This is a genomic window from Pseudomonas sp. R32 (assembly GCF_009866705.1).
GTDB lineage: Bacteria > Pseudomonadota > Gammaproteobacteria > Pseudomonadales > Pseudomonadaceae > Aquipseudomonas > Aquipseudomonas donghuensis.
Window position 1 is genome coordinate 247981 of sequence record NZ_CP019396.1, and the last position, 18482, is coordinate 266462.

The 18482-nt window shown below is 63.6% G+C and carries 15 protein-coding genes; 7 read left to right on the forward strand and 8 right to left on the reverse strand.

The window, feature by feature from the left end:
* Positions 1 to 11: 11 nt before the first annotated feature.
* From PspR32_RS01090 to PspR32_RS01105, 4 genes are all read left to right on the forward strand, one after another.
* Complete coding sequence (locus tag PspR32_RS01090; protein ID WP_010222160.1) at positions 12 to 1067, forward strand: phosphorylcholine phosphatase; 1056 nt, start codon at positions 12 to 14, stop codon at positions 1065 to 1067.
* An 80-nt stretch (positions 1068 to 1147) separates the two neighbouring features.
* A complete protein-coding gene (locus tag PspR32_RS01095) occupies positions 1148 to 1681 on the forward strand; it encodes an RNA polymerase sigma factor (protein ID WP_010222163.1) in 534 nt (177 codons plus the stop codon).
* A 29-nt stretch (positions 1682 to 1710) separates the two neighbouring features.
* Complete coding sequence (locus tag PspR32_RS01100) at positions 1711 to 2655, forward strand: FecR family protein (RefSeq protein WP_159387982.1); 945 nt, start codon at positions 1711 to 1713, stop codon at positions 2653 to 2655.
* Positions 2656 to 2785: 130 nt separating this feature from the next.
* Positions 2786 to 5191 (forward strand): TonB-dependent siderophore receptor, encoded by a 2406-nt coding sequence (locus PspR32_RS01105; protein ID WP_159387983.1) that lies wholly within the window; start codon positions 2786 to 2788, stop codon positions 5189 to 5191.
* A gap of 71 nt (positions 5192 to 5262) precedes the next feature.
* Here the strand turns inward: PspR32_RS01105 and ilvD are convergent, their stop codons facing one another.
* On the reverse strand, positions 5263 to 7104 hold the full coding sequence (gene ilvD, locus PspR32_RS01110; RefSeq protein ID WP_159387984.1) for a dihydroxy-acid dehydratase: 1842 nt from the start codon (positions 7102 to 7104) through the stop codon (positions 5263 to 5265).
* A 315-nt stretch (positions 7105 to 7419) separates the two neighbouring features.
* Here ilvD and PspR32_RS01115 point away from each other — a divergent pair, with 315 nt between their 5' ends.
* Complete coding sequence (locus PspR32_RS01115) at positions 7420 to 9093, forward strand: DUF4153 domain-containing protein (protein WP_159387985.1); 1674 nt, start codon at positions 7420 to 7422, stop codon at positions 9091 to 9093.
* Between the two features lie 58 nt (positions 9094 to 9151).
* Here the strand turns inward: PspR32_RS01115 and PspR32_RS01120 are convergent, their stop codons facing one another.
* Positions 9152 to 10348 carry a class I SAM-dependent rRNA methyltransferase gene (locus PspR32_RS01120; protein ID WP_010222172.1) on the reverse strand — a complete coding sequence of 399 codons (1197 nt, stop codon included), beginning with the start codon at positions 10346 to 10348 and terminating at the stop codon, positions 9152 to 9154.
* Positions 10349 to 10502: 154 nt separating this feature from the next.
* On the opposite strand from PspR32_RS01120, the gene PspR32_RS01125 reads away from it, so the two are divergent.
* Both PspR32_RS01125 and mutM read left to right on the forward strand, forming a co-directional pair.
* Positions 10503 to 11369: an HDOD domain-containing protein gene (locus tag PspR32_RS01125; RefSeq protein WP_010222173.1), complete on the forward strand. Its 867-nt coding sequence runs from the start codon at positions 10503 to 10505 to the stop codon at positions 11367 to 11369.
* A gap of 3 nt (positions 11370 to 11372) precedes the next feature.
* Positions 11373 to 12185 (forward strand): bifunctional DNA-formamidopyrimidine glycosylase/DNA-(apurinic or apyrimidinic site) lyase, encoded by an 813-nt coding sequence (gene mutM, locus PspR32_RS01130; protein ID WP_010222174.1) that lies wholly within the window; start codon positions 11373 to 11375, stop codon positions 12183 to 12185.
* Between the two features lie 6 nt (positions 12186 to 12191).
* On the opposite strand, the gene ggt is transcribed toward mutM, so the two are convergent.
* From ggt to PspR32_RS01160, 6 genes are all read right to left on the reverse strand, one after another.
* Complete coding sequence (gene ggt, locus PspR32_RS01135; protein ID WP_159387986.1) at positions 12192 to 13880, reverse strand: gamma-glutamyltransferase; 1689 nt, start codon at positions 13878 to 13880, stop codon at positions 12192 to 12194.
* Positions 13880 to 14131: a YfhL family 4Fe-4S dicluster ferredoxin gene (locus PspR32_RS01140; protein ID WP_038997674.1), complete on the reverse strand. Its 252-nt coding sequence runs from the start codon at positions 14129 to 14131 to the stop codon at positions 13880 to 13882. The genes ggt and PspR32_RS01140 overlap by 1 nt, the downstream gene beginning before the upstream one ends.
* A gap of 108 nt (positions 14132 to 14239) precedes the next feature.
* On the reverse strand, positions 14240 to 14719 hold the full coding sequence (gene coaD / locus PspR32_RS01145) for a pantetheine-phosphate adenylyltransferase (RefSeq protein ID WP_010222177.1): 480 nt from the start codon (positions 14717 to 14719) through the stop codon (positions 14240 to 14242).
* A gap of 112 nt (positions 14720 to 14831) precedes the next feature.
* A complete protein-coding gene (locus PspR32_RS01150) occupies positions 14832 to 16430 on the reverse strand; it encodes a GMC family oxidoreductase (RefSeq protein ID WP_159387987.1) in 1599 nt (532 codons plus the stop codon).
* A 27-nt stretch (positions 16431 to 16457) separates the two neighbouring features.
* Positions 16458 to 16991 (reverse strand): hypothetical protein, encoded by a 534-nt coding sequence (locus tag PspR32_RS01155; RefSeq protein WP_010222179.1) that lies wholly within the window; start codon positions 16989 to 16991, stop codon positions 16458 to 16460.
* Positions 16992 to 17015: 24 nt separating this feature from the next.
* Positions 17016 to 18449, reverse strand: coding sequence for a coniferyl aldehyde dehydrogenase (locus PspR32_RS01160; RefSeq protein ID WP_036995391.1), 1434 nt, complete (start codon positions 18447 to 18449; stop codon positions 17016 to 17018).
* Between the last annotated feature and the right edge of the window lie 33 nt (positions 18450 to 18482).

An 18482-nucleotide genomic window follows, 5' to 3' on the forward strand; every position in this document is an offset into this window, starting at 1 on the left:
GAGAAATGCACATGACGTCTGCTCCGAAAATCCTCGCCGCCGGCCTTGCCTTGTTGCTGACCGGGCATAGCTGGGCCACGGAACTCAAGCACTGGCCGGTCGAGGCTGCCAAACAACTGGACACAATGATTGCCGCCAACGCCAACAAGGGCAACTACGCGGTCTTCGACATGGACAACACCAGCTACCGCTTCGACCTCGAAGAATCGCTGCTGCCGTTCATGGAGAACAAGGGCCTGCTCAGCCGTGACAAGCTCGATCCGTCACTCAAGCTCATCCCCTTCAAGGACACCGCCGAGCACAAGGAGAGCCTGTTCAGTTACTACTACCGGCTCTGCGAAATCGACGACATGGTCTGCTACCCCTGGGTCGCCCAAGTGTTTTCCGGCTTCACCCTCAAGGAGCTCAAAGGTTATGTCGATGAGCTGATGGCTTCGGGCAAGCCGGTGCCGAGCACCTACTACGAGGGTGATCAGGTCAAGCCCATCGAGGTGCAACCGCCGAAAGTGTTCGCAGGCCAAGCCGAGCTGTTCAACAAGCTGATGGAAAACGGCATCGAGGTCTACGTGATCAGCGCCGCCTCCGAAGAACTGGTGCGCATGGTCGCCGCCGATCCCAAGTATGGCTACAACGTCAAACCGCAGAACGTGATCGGCGTCAGCTTGCTGCTCAAGGACCGCACCAGCGGCGCCCTGACCACCGCGCGCAAGCAGATCAGTGCCGGCCGCTACGACGCGCAGGCCAACCTGGGCCTGGAACTGACCCCCTACCTGTGGACCCCGGCCACCTGGATGGCGGGCAAGCAGGCGGCGATCCTCACCTATATTGATGAGTGGAAGAAGCCGGTGCTGGTCGGTGGCGATACCCCAACCAGTGATGGCTACATGCAGTTCCATAGCGTCGATGTGGCCAAGGGCGGCATCCACCTGTGGATAAATCGCAAGGCCAAGTACATGGACCAGATCAACGGCATGATTGCCAAGCATGCAGCGGCCCAGGCCAAAGAGGGGTTGCCGGTGACGGCGGACAAGAACTGGGTGATCGTCACGCCGGAGCAGATTCAGTAAGCAAAATAGATATCAATTGCGAATTCATCTCATCTTCTGCTAGCGTGCGCTCACCTTGAGGCCCAACGCCAGGAAGTACCGTGTCTTCGTGGAATACGCAGATTGCCCGCTTGTTCGCCGAGCACAAGAAAGCGCTGGAAGCCTTTGTTGCGCGCCGTACCGGTAATGCGCAGGTGGCAGCCGACCTGACCCAGGAGTCTTTCCTGCGTCTGGCGCGGCTGCCTGCCGACAAGAAGATCGACAATCTACCGGCCTTCCTCTTCACCATTGCCAGCAACCTGGTACGTGACCACCAGCGTCAGTCCATTCGTCGCGAGCGCCTGGACGGCGGCGAACCCAGCGAGGAGCTGGCCTGCGAAACGCCAGGTGCCGACGAGCAATTGTCTGCGCTGCAAGAGCAGGCGCTGATGCACGAGGCTATCCAGGCCCTGCCCGAGGCGACCCGGCACATCTTCCTGCTCTATCATGTCGACGAATGTTCCTACCGGGAAATTGGCGAGCGCCTGCAGGTCTCCCCGCGTAGTGTCGAATACCAATTGCGTCGTGCGCTGATCGACTGCCGGGCCTTTATCAAGGCGCGCTTGCTCAGCGGTACGCCGAGGTCGTGCCCATGAGCCGGCCAATTGCAGCGACGGATACCCCGATGACCGACCCACACGCCATAGAGGCCGACGATCTGTTCGCCGAAGCCAGCGGCTGGTACTACCGCCTGCAGGCCGAAGACGTCACGGCCGATGAGCGCGAGGCCTTCAGCGCCTGGCTGGCCCAGGGCCCGGCACAGGCCCAGGCCTGGGAGGAAGTGCTTGGCCTGCTGGGTGCCTTGTGTGAGCCGGCGCGGCAGATCCGCCAGGCGCAGCGCGCGCGTTGGCGCCGGCCGCGGCTGCAGGTCTGGGCCAGTGCTGCCGCGGTGCTGCTGATGGTCGGTTGGCTGGCGTACAGCCCCTGGCCGGACCGCTGGCGCGCCGACTATGCCACCCGCACCGGCGAGTCGCGCAGCATTGCCCTGGCGGACGGTTCGCAACTACAACTCAACACCGATACGGCCGTGCAGGTCGAGCTGGTCGATGGCGAGCGGCGGGTGCGGTTATTGCGTGGCGAGGCCTGGTTCGACGTCAGCCATGACCCGGCGCGGCCGTTTGTGATTCGCTCCGGTGATGGCTGGGTCAGGGTCGTGGGCACGCGCTTCAGCGTGGCCCGGGAAGGCGACCAGACCCGGGTGCGGGTAGCCCAGGGCAAGGTCCAGGTCAGTGCCGACAACACTCGGTCAGTGCTGCTGGAACCCGGTCGCGGTGTCGAGTATCGCGGCGCTCGCCTGAGCGCCGAGCATGGTTTTGATGTGCCCGCCGAGTTCGCCTGGCGCCAGCGCCAACTGGTGTTCCGCGAGCAGCCGCTGGTCGAAGTGGTCGATGCCCTGAACCGCTACTGGCCGGGGCAGACCCTGGTGTTGGGCGAGAGCCTGCGCCAGCGCAAAGTCTCGGGAGTGTTCGAGATCGACAAGCCCGAGGCCGTGCTCAAGGCCTTGACCCACACCCTGGGCCTGCGCGCCGAGCACTACACCCCGTATCTGCGGGTGTTGCGCGAGGGCTGAAAAATTTCTTACGAAAGTTTCAGGGTTTCCCCAGCAGCTGACGTCCTTGATCTCGTAGGCGCAAATAATAAGCACTCTCAGACAGTGTGGCGCCACTTAACGACTTCGACGATTCTGGGGAGCACCACTGATGGAACACACCACCGCCACCCGGCGCCTGCCCGGCGTGCCGACCCTGCTGAGCCTGGCCATTGCCCTGGGCTGCGGCACGCTGGCAATGCCGACCCTGGCCGCGTCTACCGCGCAAGCGCAGGCCTATCGCTTCGAGATCCCGGCGCAATCGCTGGATGCGGCGCTGGCGGCCTTCAGTGCGGTAACCCGGGTGCAGGTGCTGGTGGGCGCCGAGGTCACTCAAGGCCTGCGCTCCCCGGGCTTGAGCGGCAGTTATCCACAGGACCAGGCCCTGGCCCAGCTACTGGCCGGCACTGGCCTGAGTGCAACCTACATCGATCGCGATAGCGTAACCCTGGAAAAACGCCAGGGCGAAGACACCGCGTTGCAGTTGGGCGCGACCATGGTCGGCGGCAAGGTGCTGGGCGCTACCACCGAAGGTAGCCAGTCCTACACAACCGGTGCGCTGACCATCGGCAAGGGCGAACAAAAGCTCAAGGACATTCCGCAGTCGGTGTCGGTCGTCACCCGTCAGCGTATGGACGACCAGAACATGAACAGCCTGCAGGACGCCATGCGCCAGGTCACCGGGGCGACGATCAAGAGCTACAACTCCGGCTCCAGTCTGAATGATGTGTACATGCGCGGCTTCCTGGTCGATCAGGTGCAGGTCGACGGCGTCTCGCAAATGACTGGCCAGGGCGACCTGATGACCAGCTTCGACCTGGCGATGTTCGACCGCGTCGAAGTGTTGCGCGGGCCCTCCGGCCTGTACCAGGGCGCCGGTGAGCCCGGCGGCACCATCAACCTGGTGCGCAAGCGCGCCCTCGGTCAGTTCGCCCTCAGTGGCGAGCTGTCGGCAGGCTCCTACGATCACTACCACTCGACCGTGGACATCACCGGCCCGCTCAACAGCGACGGCAGCCTGCGCGGGCGCTTCGTTACCGCTTATGAGGACAACAAGTCCTTCGTCGATTACGCCCAGAACGAGCGGCCAATGGTGTATGGCCGGCTGGAATACGACGTGACCCCGGACACTACCCTGTCGCTGGGCGGCGCCTATCAGAAGAACCGTTCTACTCCGGCGTTCGGCCTGCCGGCTTACGCCAGCGGCAAGCTGCTGGACGTCAAGCGCTCGACCTTCGTCGATGCCAAGTGGAACGAACTGGACGAGCACGTCTGGGAAAGCTTCTTCGAAGTCGATCACGCCCTGGAGAACGGTGGCCAGTTCAAGACCTCGTTGACCTACCGCGATGCTGAAACCCCGACCCGCAACTTCACCTGGAGCGACGGTGCGGTCGACCCGGTCACCGGCGCCAGCTCGGCGGTGGCCTACTCCTACTACACCCACATCAAGACCCTGGGCCTGGACAGCTTCGTGACCTTGCCGGTGGAAGCCTTTGGCCGTACCCACGAGCTGACCATGGGGGCTGAATATCAGCACCTGGACAAGGACTTCACCTATGGCGGTGGTGAATACTTCGACACCAACGTGTTCGACCCAGGCAGCATCAATATCCCCAAGCAGAAGTACGAAATGGACAACGGCAACTGGTCGAAATCGCACCAGTACGGCCTCTACGCCCGCACCAAGATCAGCGCCACCGACTGGCTGGACGTAATCCTCGGCAGCCGGGTGACCTGGTTCGAAAGCGATGCGCATAACGCCAACGCCTTCTTCAACAACTTCAACAGCACCGAAAGCAGCATCAACCGCAAGGTCATTCCCTACGGAGCGCTGGTGGCCAAGCTGACGCCGGAGCTGTCGGCCTATGCCAGCTACACCAGCGTGTTCAAGCCGCAGACCGATGTGAATGCCGGTGGCCAGACCATCGCCCCGCGCAAAGGTAAACAGTACGAAATCGGCCTCAAGCGTGAGTTTTACGATGGCCGCTTGAATGGCAGCGTGGCGCTGTTTCGCATCTACGACGAGAACCGCGCCGAGCTGGTGGCCAACAACCAGTACTACGAGCCGCAAGGCAAGATTCGCAGCCAGGGTTGGGAAACCGAGCTGAGCGGCAACCTCACCGACAACTGGAGCATCAGCACCGGCTACGCCTTCACCCTGCTCAAGTCGCTGAGCGGCGAAGACACCAACCAGGGCACCACCATCACCCCCAAGCACAACTTCAACCTGTGGACGCGCTACGAATTTGCCGATGGCCCGCTGAAGGACTTCAGCGTCGGTGGCGGGGTGCGGGCAGTGAGTGCCACCTACTACAAGCGTGACGTGGACTTCGTCCAGGGCGGCTACAGCATCGCCACGGCCCAGATGGGCTACAAATTCAACCAGAACCTGTCGGCGACGCTGACGGCCAATAACCTGTTCGATCGTACGTACTATGAGCGGGTGGACAGTTCGTGGGGGTCGAACTTCTATGGCGAACCGCGCAACCTGACCTTTACTGTACGGGCCAAGTACTGAGTTGAGGCCATCGCGGGGCAAGCCCGCTCCCACACCTGTGGGAGCGGGCTTGCCCCGCGATGCTTTTCTGCTTACAGCCCGTCCAGCAGCGCCTTGTTGCGTACCGCACCCTTGTCGGCGCTGGTCGCCAGCAGGGCGTAGGCCTTGAGCGCAGTGGTCACTTTGCGTGGCCGTGCTTCGACCGGTTTCCAGCCTTTCTTGTCCTGTTCCACCCGGCGTGCGGCCAGCTCTTCATCGCTGACCAGCAGGTTGATCGAGCGGTTAGGGATGTCGATCAGCACCTTGTCGCCGTCCTGCACCAGGCCAATGGCGCCGCCGGCTGCGGCTTCTGGTGAAGCGTGGCCGATCGACAGGCCCGAGGTGCCGCCCGAGAAGCGGCCGTCGGTGAGCAGGGCGCAAGCTTTGCCCAGGCCCTTGGACTTGAGGTACGAGGTCGGGTAGAGCATCTCTTGCATGCCCGGGCCGCCTTTCGGACCTTCGTAGCGGATGATGACGATGTCACCTGCCTTCACTTCGTCAGCAAGGATGCCGCGCACGGCGCTGTCCTGGCTTTCGAAGATCTTGGCGTTGCCTTCGAAGACGTGGATCGACTCGTCGACGCCGGCGGTTTTCACCACGCAGCCGTCCAGGGCGATATTGCCGTACAGCACGGCCAGGCCGCCTTCTTGCGAGTAGGCGTGCTCGACGCTGCGGATGCAGCCGTTTTCACGGTCATCATCCAGGGTCGGCCAACGGGTCGACTGGCTGAATGCGGTCTGGGTCGGGATACCCGCCGGGCCCGCCTTGAAGAAGTGGTGAACCGCTTCGTCGTTGGTCTGGGTGATGTCCCACTTGGCGATGGCTTCTTCCATGCTCGTGCTGTGCACGGTCGGCAGGTCGGTGTGCAGCAGGCCGCCGCGGGCCAGCGAGCCGAGGATGCTGAAGATGCCGCCGGCGCGGTGGACGTCTTCCATGTGGTACTTCTGGATGTTCGGCGCCACTTTGCACAGCTGCGGCACTTTGCGCGACAGGCGATCGATGTCGCGCAGGTCGAAAGCGATCTCGGCTTCCTGGGCGGCGGCCAGCAGGTGCAGGATGGTGTTGGTCGAACCGCCCATGGCGATGTCGAGCATCATGGCGTTCTCGAACGCCTTGAAGTTGGCGATGTTGCGCGGCAGCACGCTCTGGTCGTTGTCGCCGTAGTAGCGTTTGCACAGCTCGACGATGGTGCGCCCAGCCTGCAGGAACAGCTGCTCGCGGTCGCTGTGGGTGGCCAGGGTCGAACCGTTGCCCGGCAGGGCCAGGCCCAGGGCTTCGGTCAGGCAGTTCATCGAGTTGGCGGTGAACATGCCGGAGCACGAACCGCAGGTCGGGCAGGCGCTGCGCTCGTACTCGGCGACTTTTTCATCGCTGGCGGTGGAGTCGGCGGCAATGACCATGGCATCGACCAGGTCCAGGCCGTGGTTGGCCAGCTTGGTCTTGCCAGCTTCCATCGGCCCGCCGGAAACGAAGATCACCGGAATGTTCAGGCGCAGGGCGGCCATCAGCATGCCAGGGGTGATCTTGTCGCAGTTGGAGATGCAGACGATGGCGTCGGCGCAGTGGGCGTTGACCATGTACTCGACCGAGTCGGCAATGATCTCGCGGCTGGGCAGCGAATAGAGCATGCCGTCGTGGCCCATGGCGATGCCGTCGTCGACCGCGATGGTGTTGAACTCCTTGGCCACGCCACCGGCGCGTTCGATCTCGCGGGCCACCAGCTGGCCCAGGTCCTTCAGGTGCACGTGGCCTGGGACGAACTGGGTGAAGGAGTTGGCGATGGCGATGATCGGTTTTTTGAAGTCCTCGTCCTTCATCCCGGTGGCACGCCAGAGGGCGCGGGCGCCGGCCATATTGCGGCCGTGGGTGGACGTTTTCGAGCGGTAATCAGGCATGAAGCACTCCTGGCGGCTAATCAGGTAACAAAAAGGGGAGTGAGCTTCTCTTGTCCTTTGCACCGAAGGCAGGTGGCCGCTGGTACGGATGAAGCCGAGATCGCCGCGGGATCGCCGTGCGCTCGGCCAGAGCTCATAAACCCGCCGGGGATGACTGGCGATGAATAGCCCGATTCTACACCGCTGCGGCCTTGAGGGAATGGCGTTGTGATAATTGGCCGTTAGTACAGCCCGCAAGGTAAAGGCCTTGGCGTCGGCTGCCAGGCTTTGGGTAGACTTGCACGCTTCGCACCCCACTGGCCAAAAGGATTTGCAATGCCTGCGATAAGTCGATCTTTACTGTTCTACCTGGCCATTGGCCTGCTGCAAGGCCTGGTGTTCCTCTACGCCAGGCACATCCAGATCGATATCGCCGGGCTGCCATTTGGCCTGTGCGCCGCCGTGCTGGTGGCCGGGGTCAACCTGCAACTGCTCGGCAGTGCGGTGTTGCAACGCGGTACCGGTTGGCTGGTCCTGGGCCTGACGCTGCTGATCGGCTTTATCAGCAGCTGGACCTTCAGTCAGGACACCCTGGGCTGGGTCTGGCAGAGCTCATGGGTGGCTGCAGTTGCCGTGACCTACATCGGCACCGCCTTCATCCTCAGCTGGCCGACCCGCGAAGGCCTGCGGCTGCGCTATGAAGACCTGTTCCGGCATGCCTGGAACAACATCTTCATCGTCCTCCTGGCACTGCTGTTCACCCTGTTGTTCTGGCTGCTGCTGTGGTTGTGCGGACGCCTGTTCCTGATGCTCGGCATCCCCCAGGTCGAAGACGTGCTGACCTCGGCGCCAGTAGTGCGCATCGGTCTGGCGGTAGTGTTCTCCCTGGGGATGCGCATGGGCCTGGAGAACGAAAAAGTCATCGGCCTGCTGCGCGGCGTGCTATTGACCCTGTGTCGTGTGTTGCTGCCACTGAGCGCACTGATCGCCGTACTGTTCAGCCTGATGCTGCCGTTTACCGGGTTGCAGCCGATCTGGAATACCGGCTACTCGACCACCATCCTGTTGTTGCTGGTGGCCATCAACCTGTTTTTGGTCAACGGCGTGTTCCAGGATGGCCATCAGGCCAATCCCTATCCGGGCGTGCTCAAGCGCCTGGTCGAGGCCTGCTTGCTGTGCTTGCCGGTGCTGGTGGCGCTGGCGGGCTATTCAAGCTGGTTGCGGGTGAATCAGTACGGCCTGACGCCTGAGCGTATCCTCGCCCTGTTGTTGATCGGCGTGATGCAGGTGCACAGCCTTGCTGCTCTGTGGGCGGTGTTCGCCTCGCGCAAGGGCTGGCTCAATAGCCTGCGAGTCAGTAACCCGTGGATTGCCCTGCTCAGCGCGGTGCTGGTGGTGCTGTTCTATACGCCACTGCTGAACCCTTTGCAGCTCAGTGCCAACAACCAGGTCGAGCGCCTGCTTAGCGGGCGTACCGCCATCCAGGAATTCGATGCCAGAACCTTGTATCACAGCCTGGGCAAGCCGGGGCGTGAGGCGTTCACGGCGCTGGAAGAGCGGCTCAAGACTGACGAGCTGTTCGACGCTGAAGGCCGCAAGAGACTGCAGTGGATCATGGATGAGTCCCACTCGCGGTATGGCGAAGACAATCGCGGGCCGAAACTGGAATGGTTGGGCCCCGAGCAGCCTGGCAGCGAGGCGTTCGCCAAGATGGTCATGGCCGAGACTCAATGCTCTGGCAGGGGCTGTTTTCTGTGGGGCGTGGACATGGATGGCGACGGGCGCAACGAAGTGTTGATGATCCCGCGGCACACCTACGCATCCAGCGTCTTCCTGTTTGCCCGCGAGGGCAAGGGGGAATGGCGCGAAGTCGGTAGCCTGCACAGTATTCGCGATAACACCGAGCGACTGGTTCAGCTGATCCGCCATGGGCAGATGAAGCCGGTGATGCCGCGCTACAAGACACTGACCCTCGATGGCGTCGACCTGACCTGGCAGCCCAACCGCTAGCGTATTACAGGCGAAAAAAATCCCGGCACCAGGCCGGGATTTTTTATTGCACCGCGCCTTAGCTGTTAGGCAGCAGGCGGCAGGTGATGCTCTTGATGTAGCGGGTTTCCGGGATCGCCGGGTGCACCGGGTGATCCGGGCCCTGGCCGCCGCGCTCGAGCAGCTGGATGTTGCGGTCCAGGTGGCGGGCGCTGGTCAGCAGGATGTTCTGCAGGTCGTCTTCCGGCAGGTGCATCGAGCAGGATGCACTGACCAGGATGCCGTCCTTGGTCAGCAGGCGCATGGCCTGTTCGTTCAGGCGGCGGTAGGCACCTTCGCCGTTTTTCAGGTCCTTCTTGCGCTTGATGAAGGCGGGCGGGTCGGCCACGATCACGTCGAAACGCTCTTCGGAGGCCTTGAGCTCTTTCAGCGCTTCGAACACGTCGCCTTCGATGCAGGTCAGCTTCTCGGCAATGCCGTTGAGCCCGGCGTTACGCTCGACGCCGTCCAGGGCAAAGCCCGAGGCATCGACGCAGAACACTTCGCTGGCGCCAAAGGCACCGGCCTGTACGCCCCAGCCACCGATGTAGCTGAACAGGTCGAGCACGCGCTTGCCTTTGACGTACGGTGCCAGGCGCGCGCGGTTCATGCGGTGGTCGTAGAACCAGCCGGTCTTCTGGCCTTCCATGACCGGCGCTTCGAACTTCACGCCGTTCTCTTCCAGAGCCACCCACTCCGGCACCAGGCCGAACACGGTTTCAACGTAACGGCCCAGGCCTTCGGCATCGCGCGCGGCGGAGTCGTTCTTGAACAGGATGCCGGTCGGCTTGAGCACCTGAACCAGCGCGGCAACCACGTCGTCCTTGTGCTGTTCCATGGTCGCCGAAGCGAGCTGGACCACCAGGATGTCGCCGAAACGATCGACCACCAGGCCCGGCAGCAAGTCGGAATCACCGTACACCAGGCGGTAGAACGGCTTGTCGAACAGGCGCTCGCGCAGCGACAGGGCAACGTTGATGCGGTGCACCAGCAGCGATTTGTCCAGGGCCAGCTTGGCGTCACGCGACAGCAGGCGGGCGCAGATCAGGTTGTTCGGGCTCATGGCGACGACGCCAAGGGCCTTGCCGCCGGCGGTTTCGAGGATCGCCTGGTCACCGGCCTTGAAGCCATGCAGCGGGGTCGCGGCGACGTCGATTTCGTTGCTGTAGACCCACAGGTGGCCGGCGCGCAGGCGGCGGTCGGCATTGGCTTTAAGACGAAGGCTGGGCAGGGACATGACGTCGCTCCGGGAAAAAAGAGCGGGATTATAACCCGATGCCTGGCGCGTCGATGGGGAATAGCGACAAATTGCAACAGAGCGATGGCCTTTCGCTTCACCCCTGGCCAGTACGATCGGGTTAGAATCGCCGCTCAGCCCCGAGTGTGTACTTATGTCCCAGGAACTCTCCGCCGAACAGATCCAGAACGCCCTGCAAGGCATCAGCGTCCCGCCGCAGCCGCAGATCATGGTTGACCTGCAGTTCGAGCAATACATGCCCGACCCTGACCTGGAGGTGATCGCCAAGCTGATCTCCCAGGACCCGGGTCTGTCCGGTGCGTTGCTCAAGCTGGTCAACTCGCCGTATTACGGCCTGAGCAACAAGATCGCCTCGATCCAGCGCGCGGTGAACCTGCTTGGCAGCCGCTCGATCATCAACCTGATCAACGCCCAGTCGATCAAGGGCGAGATGAGCGACGACACCATCGTCACCCTCAATCGGTTCTGGGATACCGCCCAGGACGTGGCCATGACCTGCCTGACCCTGGCCAAGCGCATCGGCTCGCAGGCGGTGGACGAAGCTTATGCCCTGGGCCTGTTCCATGATTGCGGCGTGCCGCTGATGCTCAAGCGCTTTCCCGAGTACATGAGCGTGCTCGAGGATGCCTATGCCAGCGCCGGTGCCGAACACCGGGTGGTCGACACCGAGAACCAGGTGTTCAACACCAACCACGCGGTGGTCGGTTACTACACTGCCAAGTCGTGGCGCCTGCCGGAACACCTGAGCAATGCCATCGCCAACCATCACAATGCCCTGGCGGTGTTCAGCGATGACTCGGCGCGCAATAGCCAACTGAAGAATCTGCTGGCGATCCTGAAGATGGCCGAGCATATCTGTTCATCGTACCGAGTCCTGGGCAACCAGAGCGTGGACCACGAATGGAATACCGTCGGGCACCTGGTGCTCGATTATGTCGGCTTGTCCGAGTATGACTTTGAGAGTCTGAAGCAGACTATTCGCGAACTGGGCGGTCACTGATCCATGCCGGAATTGCCAGAAGTCGAAACCACCCGGCGCGGCATCGCGCCTTACCTGGAAGGCCAGCGGGTCAGCCGGGTGATCGTCCGTGAGCGGCGCTTGCGTTGGCCGATCCCCGAGGACCTCGACATTCGCCTGTCCGGGCAACGCTTCGTCAAGGTCGAGCGGCGCGCCAAGTACCTGCTGCTCAATGCCGAGGTCGGCACCTTGATCAGCCACCTGGGCATGTCCGGCAATTTGCGCCTGGTCGAGATCGGCTTGCCGGCGGCCAAGCACGAGCATGTGGATATCGAACTGGAGTCGGGCCTGGCGCTGCGCTACACCGATCCGCGGCGCTTTGGGGCGATGCTGTGGAGCCTTGATCCGCTCAATCACGAGCTGCTGATCAAGCTCGGCCCGGAGCCTTTGACCGATCTGTTCGATGGCGAGCGACTGTTCCAGCTGTCGCGGGGCAAGTCCATGGCGGTCAAGCCGTTCATCATGGACAACGCGGTGGTGGTCGGGGTTGGCAATATCTATGCGACCGAAGCGCTGTTCGCTGCCGGCATCGACCCGCGCCGCGAAGCCGGGAGCATTTCCCGGGCGCGCTACCTGAAGCTGGCGATCGAGATCAAACGCATCCTGGCCTGCGCCATCGAGCGCGGCGGCACCACCTTGCGCGACTTTATCGGTGGCGACGGCCAGCCGGGCTACTTCCAGCAGGAACTGTTCGTCTACGGGCGTGGGGAAGAGCCGTGCAAGGTGTGTGGCAGCATCCTGCGTGAGGTCAAGCTCGGCCAGCGCGCCAGCGTCTTCTGCCTACGCTGCCAGAAGTGAAGGTGTTTAGCGCGGGCTGAGCACCTGCGCGGCGCCCACGCCGCGGGGGTCGCTGGCGGCTTCGAGGGTTTGCCCGGCCTTGTCCCAGTACAGTACTTGCTGATTGCCGTAGGTCCGCCCCAGGTCCTTGAGCTGGTAGCCGCGTGCCTGCAGTTCACGCTGCTGCCCGGTGCTGAACGCCCCCGGCTCGTGCTCGACCACATCGGGCAGGTACTGGTGGTGATAGCGCGGCACCGCCGGCCAGCTGGCAACCGGCTTGCCCTCAAGAAACCCCAGCATCGACAACAGCACCATGCTCGGGATACGGCTGCCGCCCGGCGTGCCGAACGCGGCGAACTGGGTCGGGCTCTCGATAAAACTCGGGCTCATGCTCGACAGCGGCCGTTTGCCGGCGGCCACGGCGTTGGCCTGGCTGCCAGCCAGGCCGTAACTGTTGCTGCCACGAGGGTCGGCGGCAAAGTCATCCATTTCGTTGTTCAGCACCACGCCGGTACCGGGGGCGCTAAACGCTGCGCCAAATGGCAGGTTGACCGACAAGGTCGCGGCCACGGCATTGCCGTCGGCGTCGATCACCGCGAAGTGGGTGGTGTGATCGCCTTCGCGCCAGGCCGGGGCGGGCGGCAGGCTGCTGCTGGGCGTGGCCTGGTGCACGTCGATGCTGTCGGCCAGGTCCGTCAGGTAATGGCGTGCGAGCAGTTGTGGCAGCGGGTTGGCGACGTAGTCCGGATCGCCGAGCAGGCCGCGGTCGCGGTAGGCCCGGCGCAATACTTCCAGCACGTAATGGCTGCGCTGCACCGGTTCGGCGCTTTGCCAGGGCAGGCGCTGGAGCATTGCCAGGCTCTGGGCCAGGGCCACGCCACCGGCTGAGGGCGGTGGGGCGCTGATCAGTTCGCGTTGATCGGCCAGCTGATAACGCAGCGGCTCGCGTTTGGCCGTGCGGTAATTGGCCAGGTCATCCAGGCTCCAGATGCCACCCGCCGCTTGTACGCCTTGAACCATGGCCTGAGCGGTGGGGCCGGCATAAAAACCGTCGCGGCCCTGATAGGCGATGCGCTCAAGGGTGATGGCCAGTTCTGGTTGGCGGATGTGCGCGCCAAGGGCCGGGACTTCACCGTTGATGAGGAACAGTCGGGCGCTTTCCGGATCATCGCGCAGGGCGCTCAGGCGCATCTGGGCGCGGTCGCGGTAAATGCGGTCGACGGCAAAACCCTGGTTGGCCAGGCGAATGGCCGGTGCCAGGGTGCTTTTCAGCGGCAGCTTGCCGTACTGGGCGGCAAGATCGGCGAGCGCTGCCGGCAAGCCGGGAATCGCCGCTGCCAACGGGCCATTGATCGACAACCCGGGCTGGACCTTGCCGTCCTTGAGGTACATGGCTTCGCTGGCCTTGCCCGGTGCCCGCTCGCGGGCATCGATAAAGGCATAGCGGGCCGGTGTCTTGCCTTCGCGCAACAGGAAGAAGCCGCCGCCACCAAGGCCCGAGCCATAGGGCTCGACCACCGCCAGCGCGGCGCTGATCGCAATGGCTGCATCAAAGGCGTTGCCGCCTTGCTCAAGCACTTCCCGCGCAGCCGCGGTCGCCTGGGCATGCGGTGTGGCAATCGCGGCGCGACCCGGGCCTTGGGCCTGGGCACAAACCGCGCCCAGCGCCAGGGCGACGCCAAGGACCAGCGGTACGAGCCGGGCGACGAACGGCATCAGGCCTTGCCGGTGATTCGGCGGTATTTTTCCATCAGCTGCGCTTCGGTCTCCGGATGCGCTTCATCCAGAGGGATGCAGTCTACCGGGCAGACTTGCTGGCATTGCGGCTCGTCGTAGTGGCCGACGCACTGGGTGCACAGGTTAGGGTCGATCACGTAGATCTCTTCGCCTTGAGAGATCGCGGCGTTCGGGCACTCGGGTTCGCAGACGTCGCAGTTGATGCAGTCGTCGGTGATGATCAGGGACATGGGGACTCCGGCCAGGGCTCAGCACCCGGGCATTTGAAAACCAATGGGCATAATTGTGCCGCATTAGCGCCCGCAGTGCACGCGGGCGCCATGGTCAAATCGCCGATGTCACTTCTTGAAGCGTTCGGTCAGGGCCTCGGCCACCACCGGGTGGACGAATTTGCTGATGTCGCCGCCCAGCGCCGCGATTTCCCGGACCAGGGTCGAGGAAATGAACGAATAGCGCTCCGAGGGGGTGAGGAACAGGCTCTCGACGTCGGGGGCCAGCTGGCGGTTCATGTTCGCCAGCTGAAATTCGTACTCAAAGTCCGAAACAGCCCGCAGGCCGCGCAGGAACACATTGGCCTGCTGTTCCTTGGCGAAATGCGCCAGCAAGGTGGAGAAGCCGATGACTTCGACATTGGGCAGGTGCTTGGTGACCTCGCGAGCCAGTTCCACCCGTTGCTCCATTGGGAACAGGGGGTTTTTCTTCGGGCTGGCGGCGACCGCAATGATCACTTGGTCGAACAGCCGCGAGGCACGCTCGACCAGATCGCCATGGCCCTTGGTAATAGGGTCGAAAGTACCTGGGTACAACACTCGGTTCATCGCGTCGTCCTGGCAGGAGTGCGTTGGGGAGTCGGATGGTATCGCAGCAGTGGCGGTCGGCCAAGTCACCCGTCCACGCTGAAGGCACTATAGACAGTGCGGCCATTTGTTGTCATCTGCCAGGCGCCAGACGCTCGGCCAGGGCATCGCTGAGCCGTGCACTGAGGCCATACACCGACAATTGCGGGTTGGCACCGATGCTGGTGGGGAACAGCGAGCCGTCATGGATCGACAGGTTGGCCAGCTGATGGTGGCGTCCCAGACTGTCGCATACCGCCTGGCGCGGGTCCTCGCCCATGGCGCAGCCACCCATGACGTGGGCGCTGCCCAGGCGCGTGCGAAACAGCTCAAGGTTCAGGCCGTCGATCATCTGCCGGGCTTCGGCCAGGGTTTTTACCTGGCGGGCATCACTGTGCACCGGCATCACGCTGTCGGCGCCGGCGGCGAACTGGATTTCGGCCATGCTCTGGAAGGCCCGGCGCACGCCGTCCCAGGCATAGGGCGAAACCGGGTAGTCGAGCACTGGCGAGCCATCGCCGCGCAACTGCACCTCGCCACCGACGCTGTCGGGGTGAAAACCGTCGCGCAGCAAGGCGAGCATCACGTGGGTATGCGGCAATTGCGCCATGCGCAGGGCGTTTTCCTTGCCGAAGCTGCCCAGCAGGGTGCTGGCCAGCGCCGGGTGCAGGGGCGGTACTTCAAGCTTGTAGCCCATCGGCCCGCTGACGCCGTCGCGCCACTGGAAATGGTCGGAGTAGATCGACTGCGGTGCGCCGTAGAACGGGTTGACCGGGTCCTTGAACAGCCCGGCGCTGAAGTTGACCAGGTGCAGGAAGGTGCGCTTGCCCAGGCGTTCATGCGGGTCCGGGGCGTCCGAGCGTAGCAGCAGGCCGGGGCTATTGATGCCGCCGCCGGCGAGGATGTAATGCCGGGCCTTGACCCGGATTTGCCGGCCGGTGGGTTCGACGCAGCGTGAGTCCATGGCCACGCACTGCAGGCCGCTGATCTGTTCACCGTTGTGTTCCAGGCGCTCGGCGCGGGCCAGGTAGAGCAGCTCGCCGCCGTGCTCGAGGGCCGCCGGGATGCTGGTGACCAGCATCGACTGCTTGGCGTTCACCGGGCAGCCCATGCCGCAATAGCCCAGGTTCCAGCAGCCGCGCACGTTGCGCGGGATCACCTTCCAGGTGTAGCCCAGCGCTTCGCAGCCGCGGCGCAGCGCCTCGTTGTTGGCGTTGGGCGGCATGATCCACGGCTCGATGCCCAGGCGTTGTTCCGTGCGCGCGAACCACGGCGCCAGTTCGGCGCTGCTCAGGCCCTTAACGCCATGTTCCCTGGCCCAGTGCTCCAGGGTCGGTTCAGGGGTGCGAAAGCTCGAGGTCCAGTTGATCAAGGTCGTGCCGCCGACCGCGCGGCCTTGCAGGATGGTAATGGCGCCATCCTTGCTCATGCGCCCGATACCTTCCTGGTAGAGGCTGGCGTAGGCCTGGTCTTCGAGCATGTGGAAGTCGCTGCTGGTTTTCAGCGGGCCTTCCTCGATCAGCAGCACCCTGAAGCCGGCGGCGCTGAGCAGTTCGGCACTGGTGGCACCGCCGGCGCCGCTGCCGATGATGGCAATGTCGGTTTCAAGGCTCAGGTCCTGGTCCAGGCGCGAGGCGTCACGGGTTTTCCAGCCACGGCCAAGGCCGTCGCGAAACAGGTCGGGTACGGGCATCTTCAGCCTCTTGTTGTTATGGGTGGATCAAACCTTGGGCGGGCCGGGGTAGCCGCAATGGGCCCAGGATTCCGGCAACTCGTACCAGGCCATGTGCAGCAGCTGCAGCAACGAGGCGTGGCCCATGCGCAGCAGATTCAGCGAGCTGTCCTGCCAGCGTTGCAGAAAGGCTTGGATCTGCGCGCTGCTGGCGTTGTCCCAGCTACCCCAGATGCCGGTCAACGGCCCACGGGTCAGCGCCATGGCGAGCACGTCGAACAGTTGCCGGGTCAGCTTGAGCATGGCCGGCGACAGGGCGGCAAGTTTGTTGTCCAGCCTGTGCAGCAAGGCTGCGCCGCTATCAGCCGCCTCGGTGCCGGCAAGCACGACCGGAATCAGCGCCTGAACAATGGCCAGGTCGTTCTGGCGCAGGGCGATGAAACCATGCGCCGGTGATTGCGCCGAGCAGCCGGCAAGGCTGGCACCCAGCCCGGCGGTGGCGAGGAAAGCGCTGGCGCCGAGGCTGAACTTGAGCAGCCCGCGCCGGCTGAGCGCGGGGGGTACAGGCAGGCTTGTAGTCATTGTTATCAGGCCCGAGGGTGGTTTTCAGCGAATGAACAGTTTGTACACCAGCTTGAGCAGTGTCTTGCCGTAGGGCGGGTAGATCAGCCGCGCGGCGTTGAAGCGCTGCTTAGCGAGTACCGCCTTGGCCTTGCTGAAGGTCAGGAAGCCTTCATGACCGTGGTAATGGCCCATGCCCGACGGGCCGATGCCGCCGAATGGCAGGTCGTCCTGGGCGACGTGCAGCAACGTGTCATTGAGGCACACGCCGCCGGAGTGGGTCTGCTCCAGCACCCGTTGTTGTTCGCGGCGTTCGTAGCCGAAGTAATACAGCGCCAGCGGGCGCGGGCGCTGATTGATGTAGGCCAGCGCCTGGTCGAGGCTGTCGTAGGGCACCAGTGGCAGTAACGGGCCGAAGATTTCGTCCTGCATCACACGCATCTCGTCGCTGACCTTGAGCAGCAGGTGTGGCGGCAGGCGGCGGCCCTGGCGAGGTTCTTCGGGGTACAGGTCGATGATTTCGGCACCCTTGCTACGGGCGTCTTCCAGGTAGCTCTGCAGGCGGGCCAGGTGGCGTGGGTTGATGATCGCGCTGTAGTCCGGGTTGTCGGCCAGGGTCGGGTAGAAGCGCCGGACCACATTGCGATAGGCATGGGCGAAGTCGTCGAGGCGATCGCGCGGCACCAGCACGTAGTCGGGGGCCACGCAGGTCTGCCCGGCATTGAGGGTCTTGCCGAAGGCGATGCGTTCGGCGGCATCGGCCAGGGGCACGCTGGCAGAGACGATGGCTGGCGATTTGCCGCCCAGCTCCAGGGTCACCGGGGTCAGGTTCTGCGCGGCGGCAAGCATTACCTGGCGGCCGACGCTGGTGGCGCCAGTGAACAACAGGTGGTCGAACGGCAGCCGCGAGAAGGCCTGGCCAACCTCGGCTTCACCCAGCACGACGCTGACCAGGTCGTCGGGGAATACCTTGTCGAGCAACTGCTTGAGCAGCAGGCCGGTGGCTGGCGTGGCTTCGCTGAGCTTGAGCATTACCCGGTTGCCGGCGGCCAGGGCGCAGGTCAGCGGGCCGATGGCAAGAAGCAGCGGGTAGTTCCACGGCACGATGATGCCGACCACGCCCAGCGGCTGGTACTGCACCTTGGCGCTGGCCGGCTGGAAGGCCAGGCCGACCTTGCGTTTCGAGGCTTTCATCCACTGCTTGAGGTGTTTTTCGCCATGGCGCAGGCCCTGAATACTCGGCATCAGTTCGGCCAGCAAGGTTTCGTCGGCACTGCGCCCGGAAAAGTCCTCGCTGATCGCTGCAACCAACGCGTCCTGTTGCTCCAGCAGGGCTTCGCGCAAGCTTTTCAGCCATTGCCGGCGCTGCGGCGCCGAGGGCATGGGGTTACCGGCAAAGGCCTGGCGCTGGGCGGCGAACAGCGCGTCGAGGGCATCGAATTCGGTGAGCGGCAAAGAGCGGGTAGCGTCGGCGAGCATGCGAAACTCCACGGCAAGGCAGGTTTTCTAGAG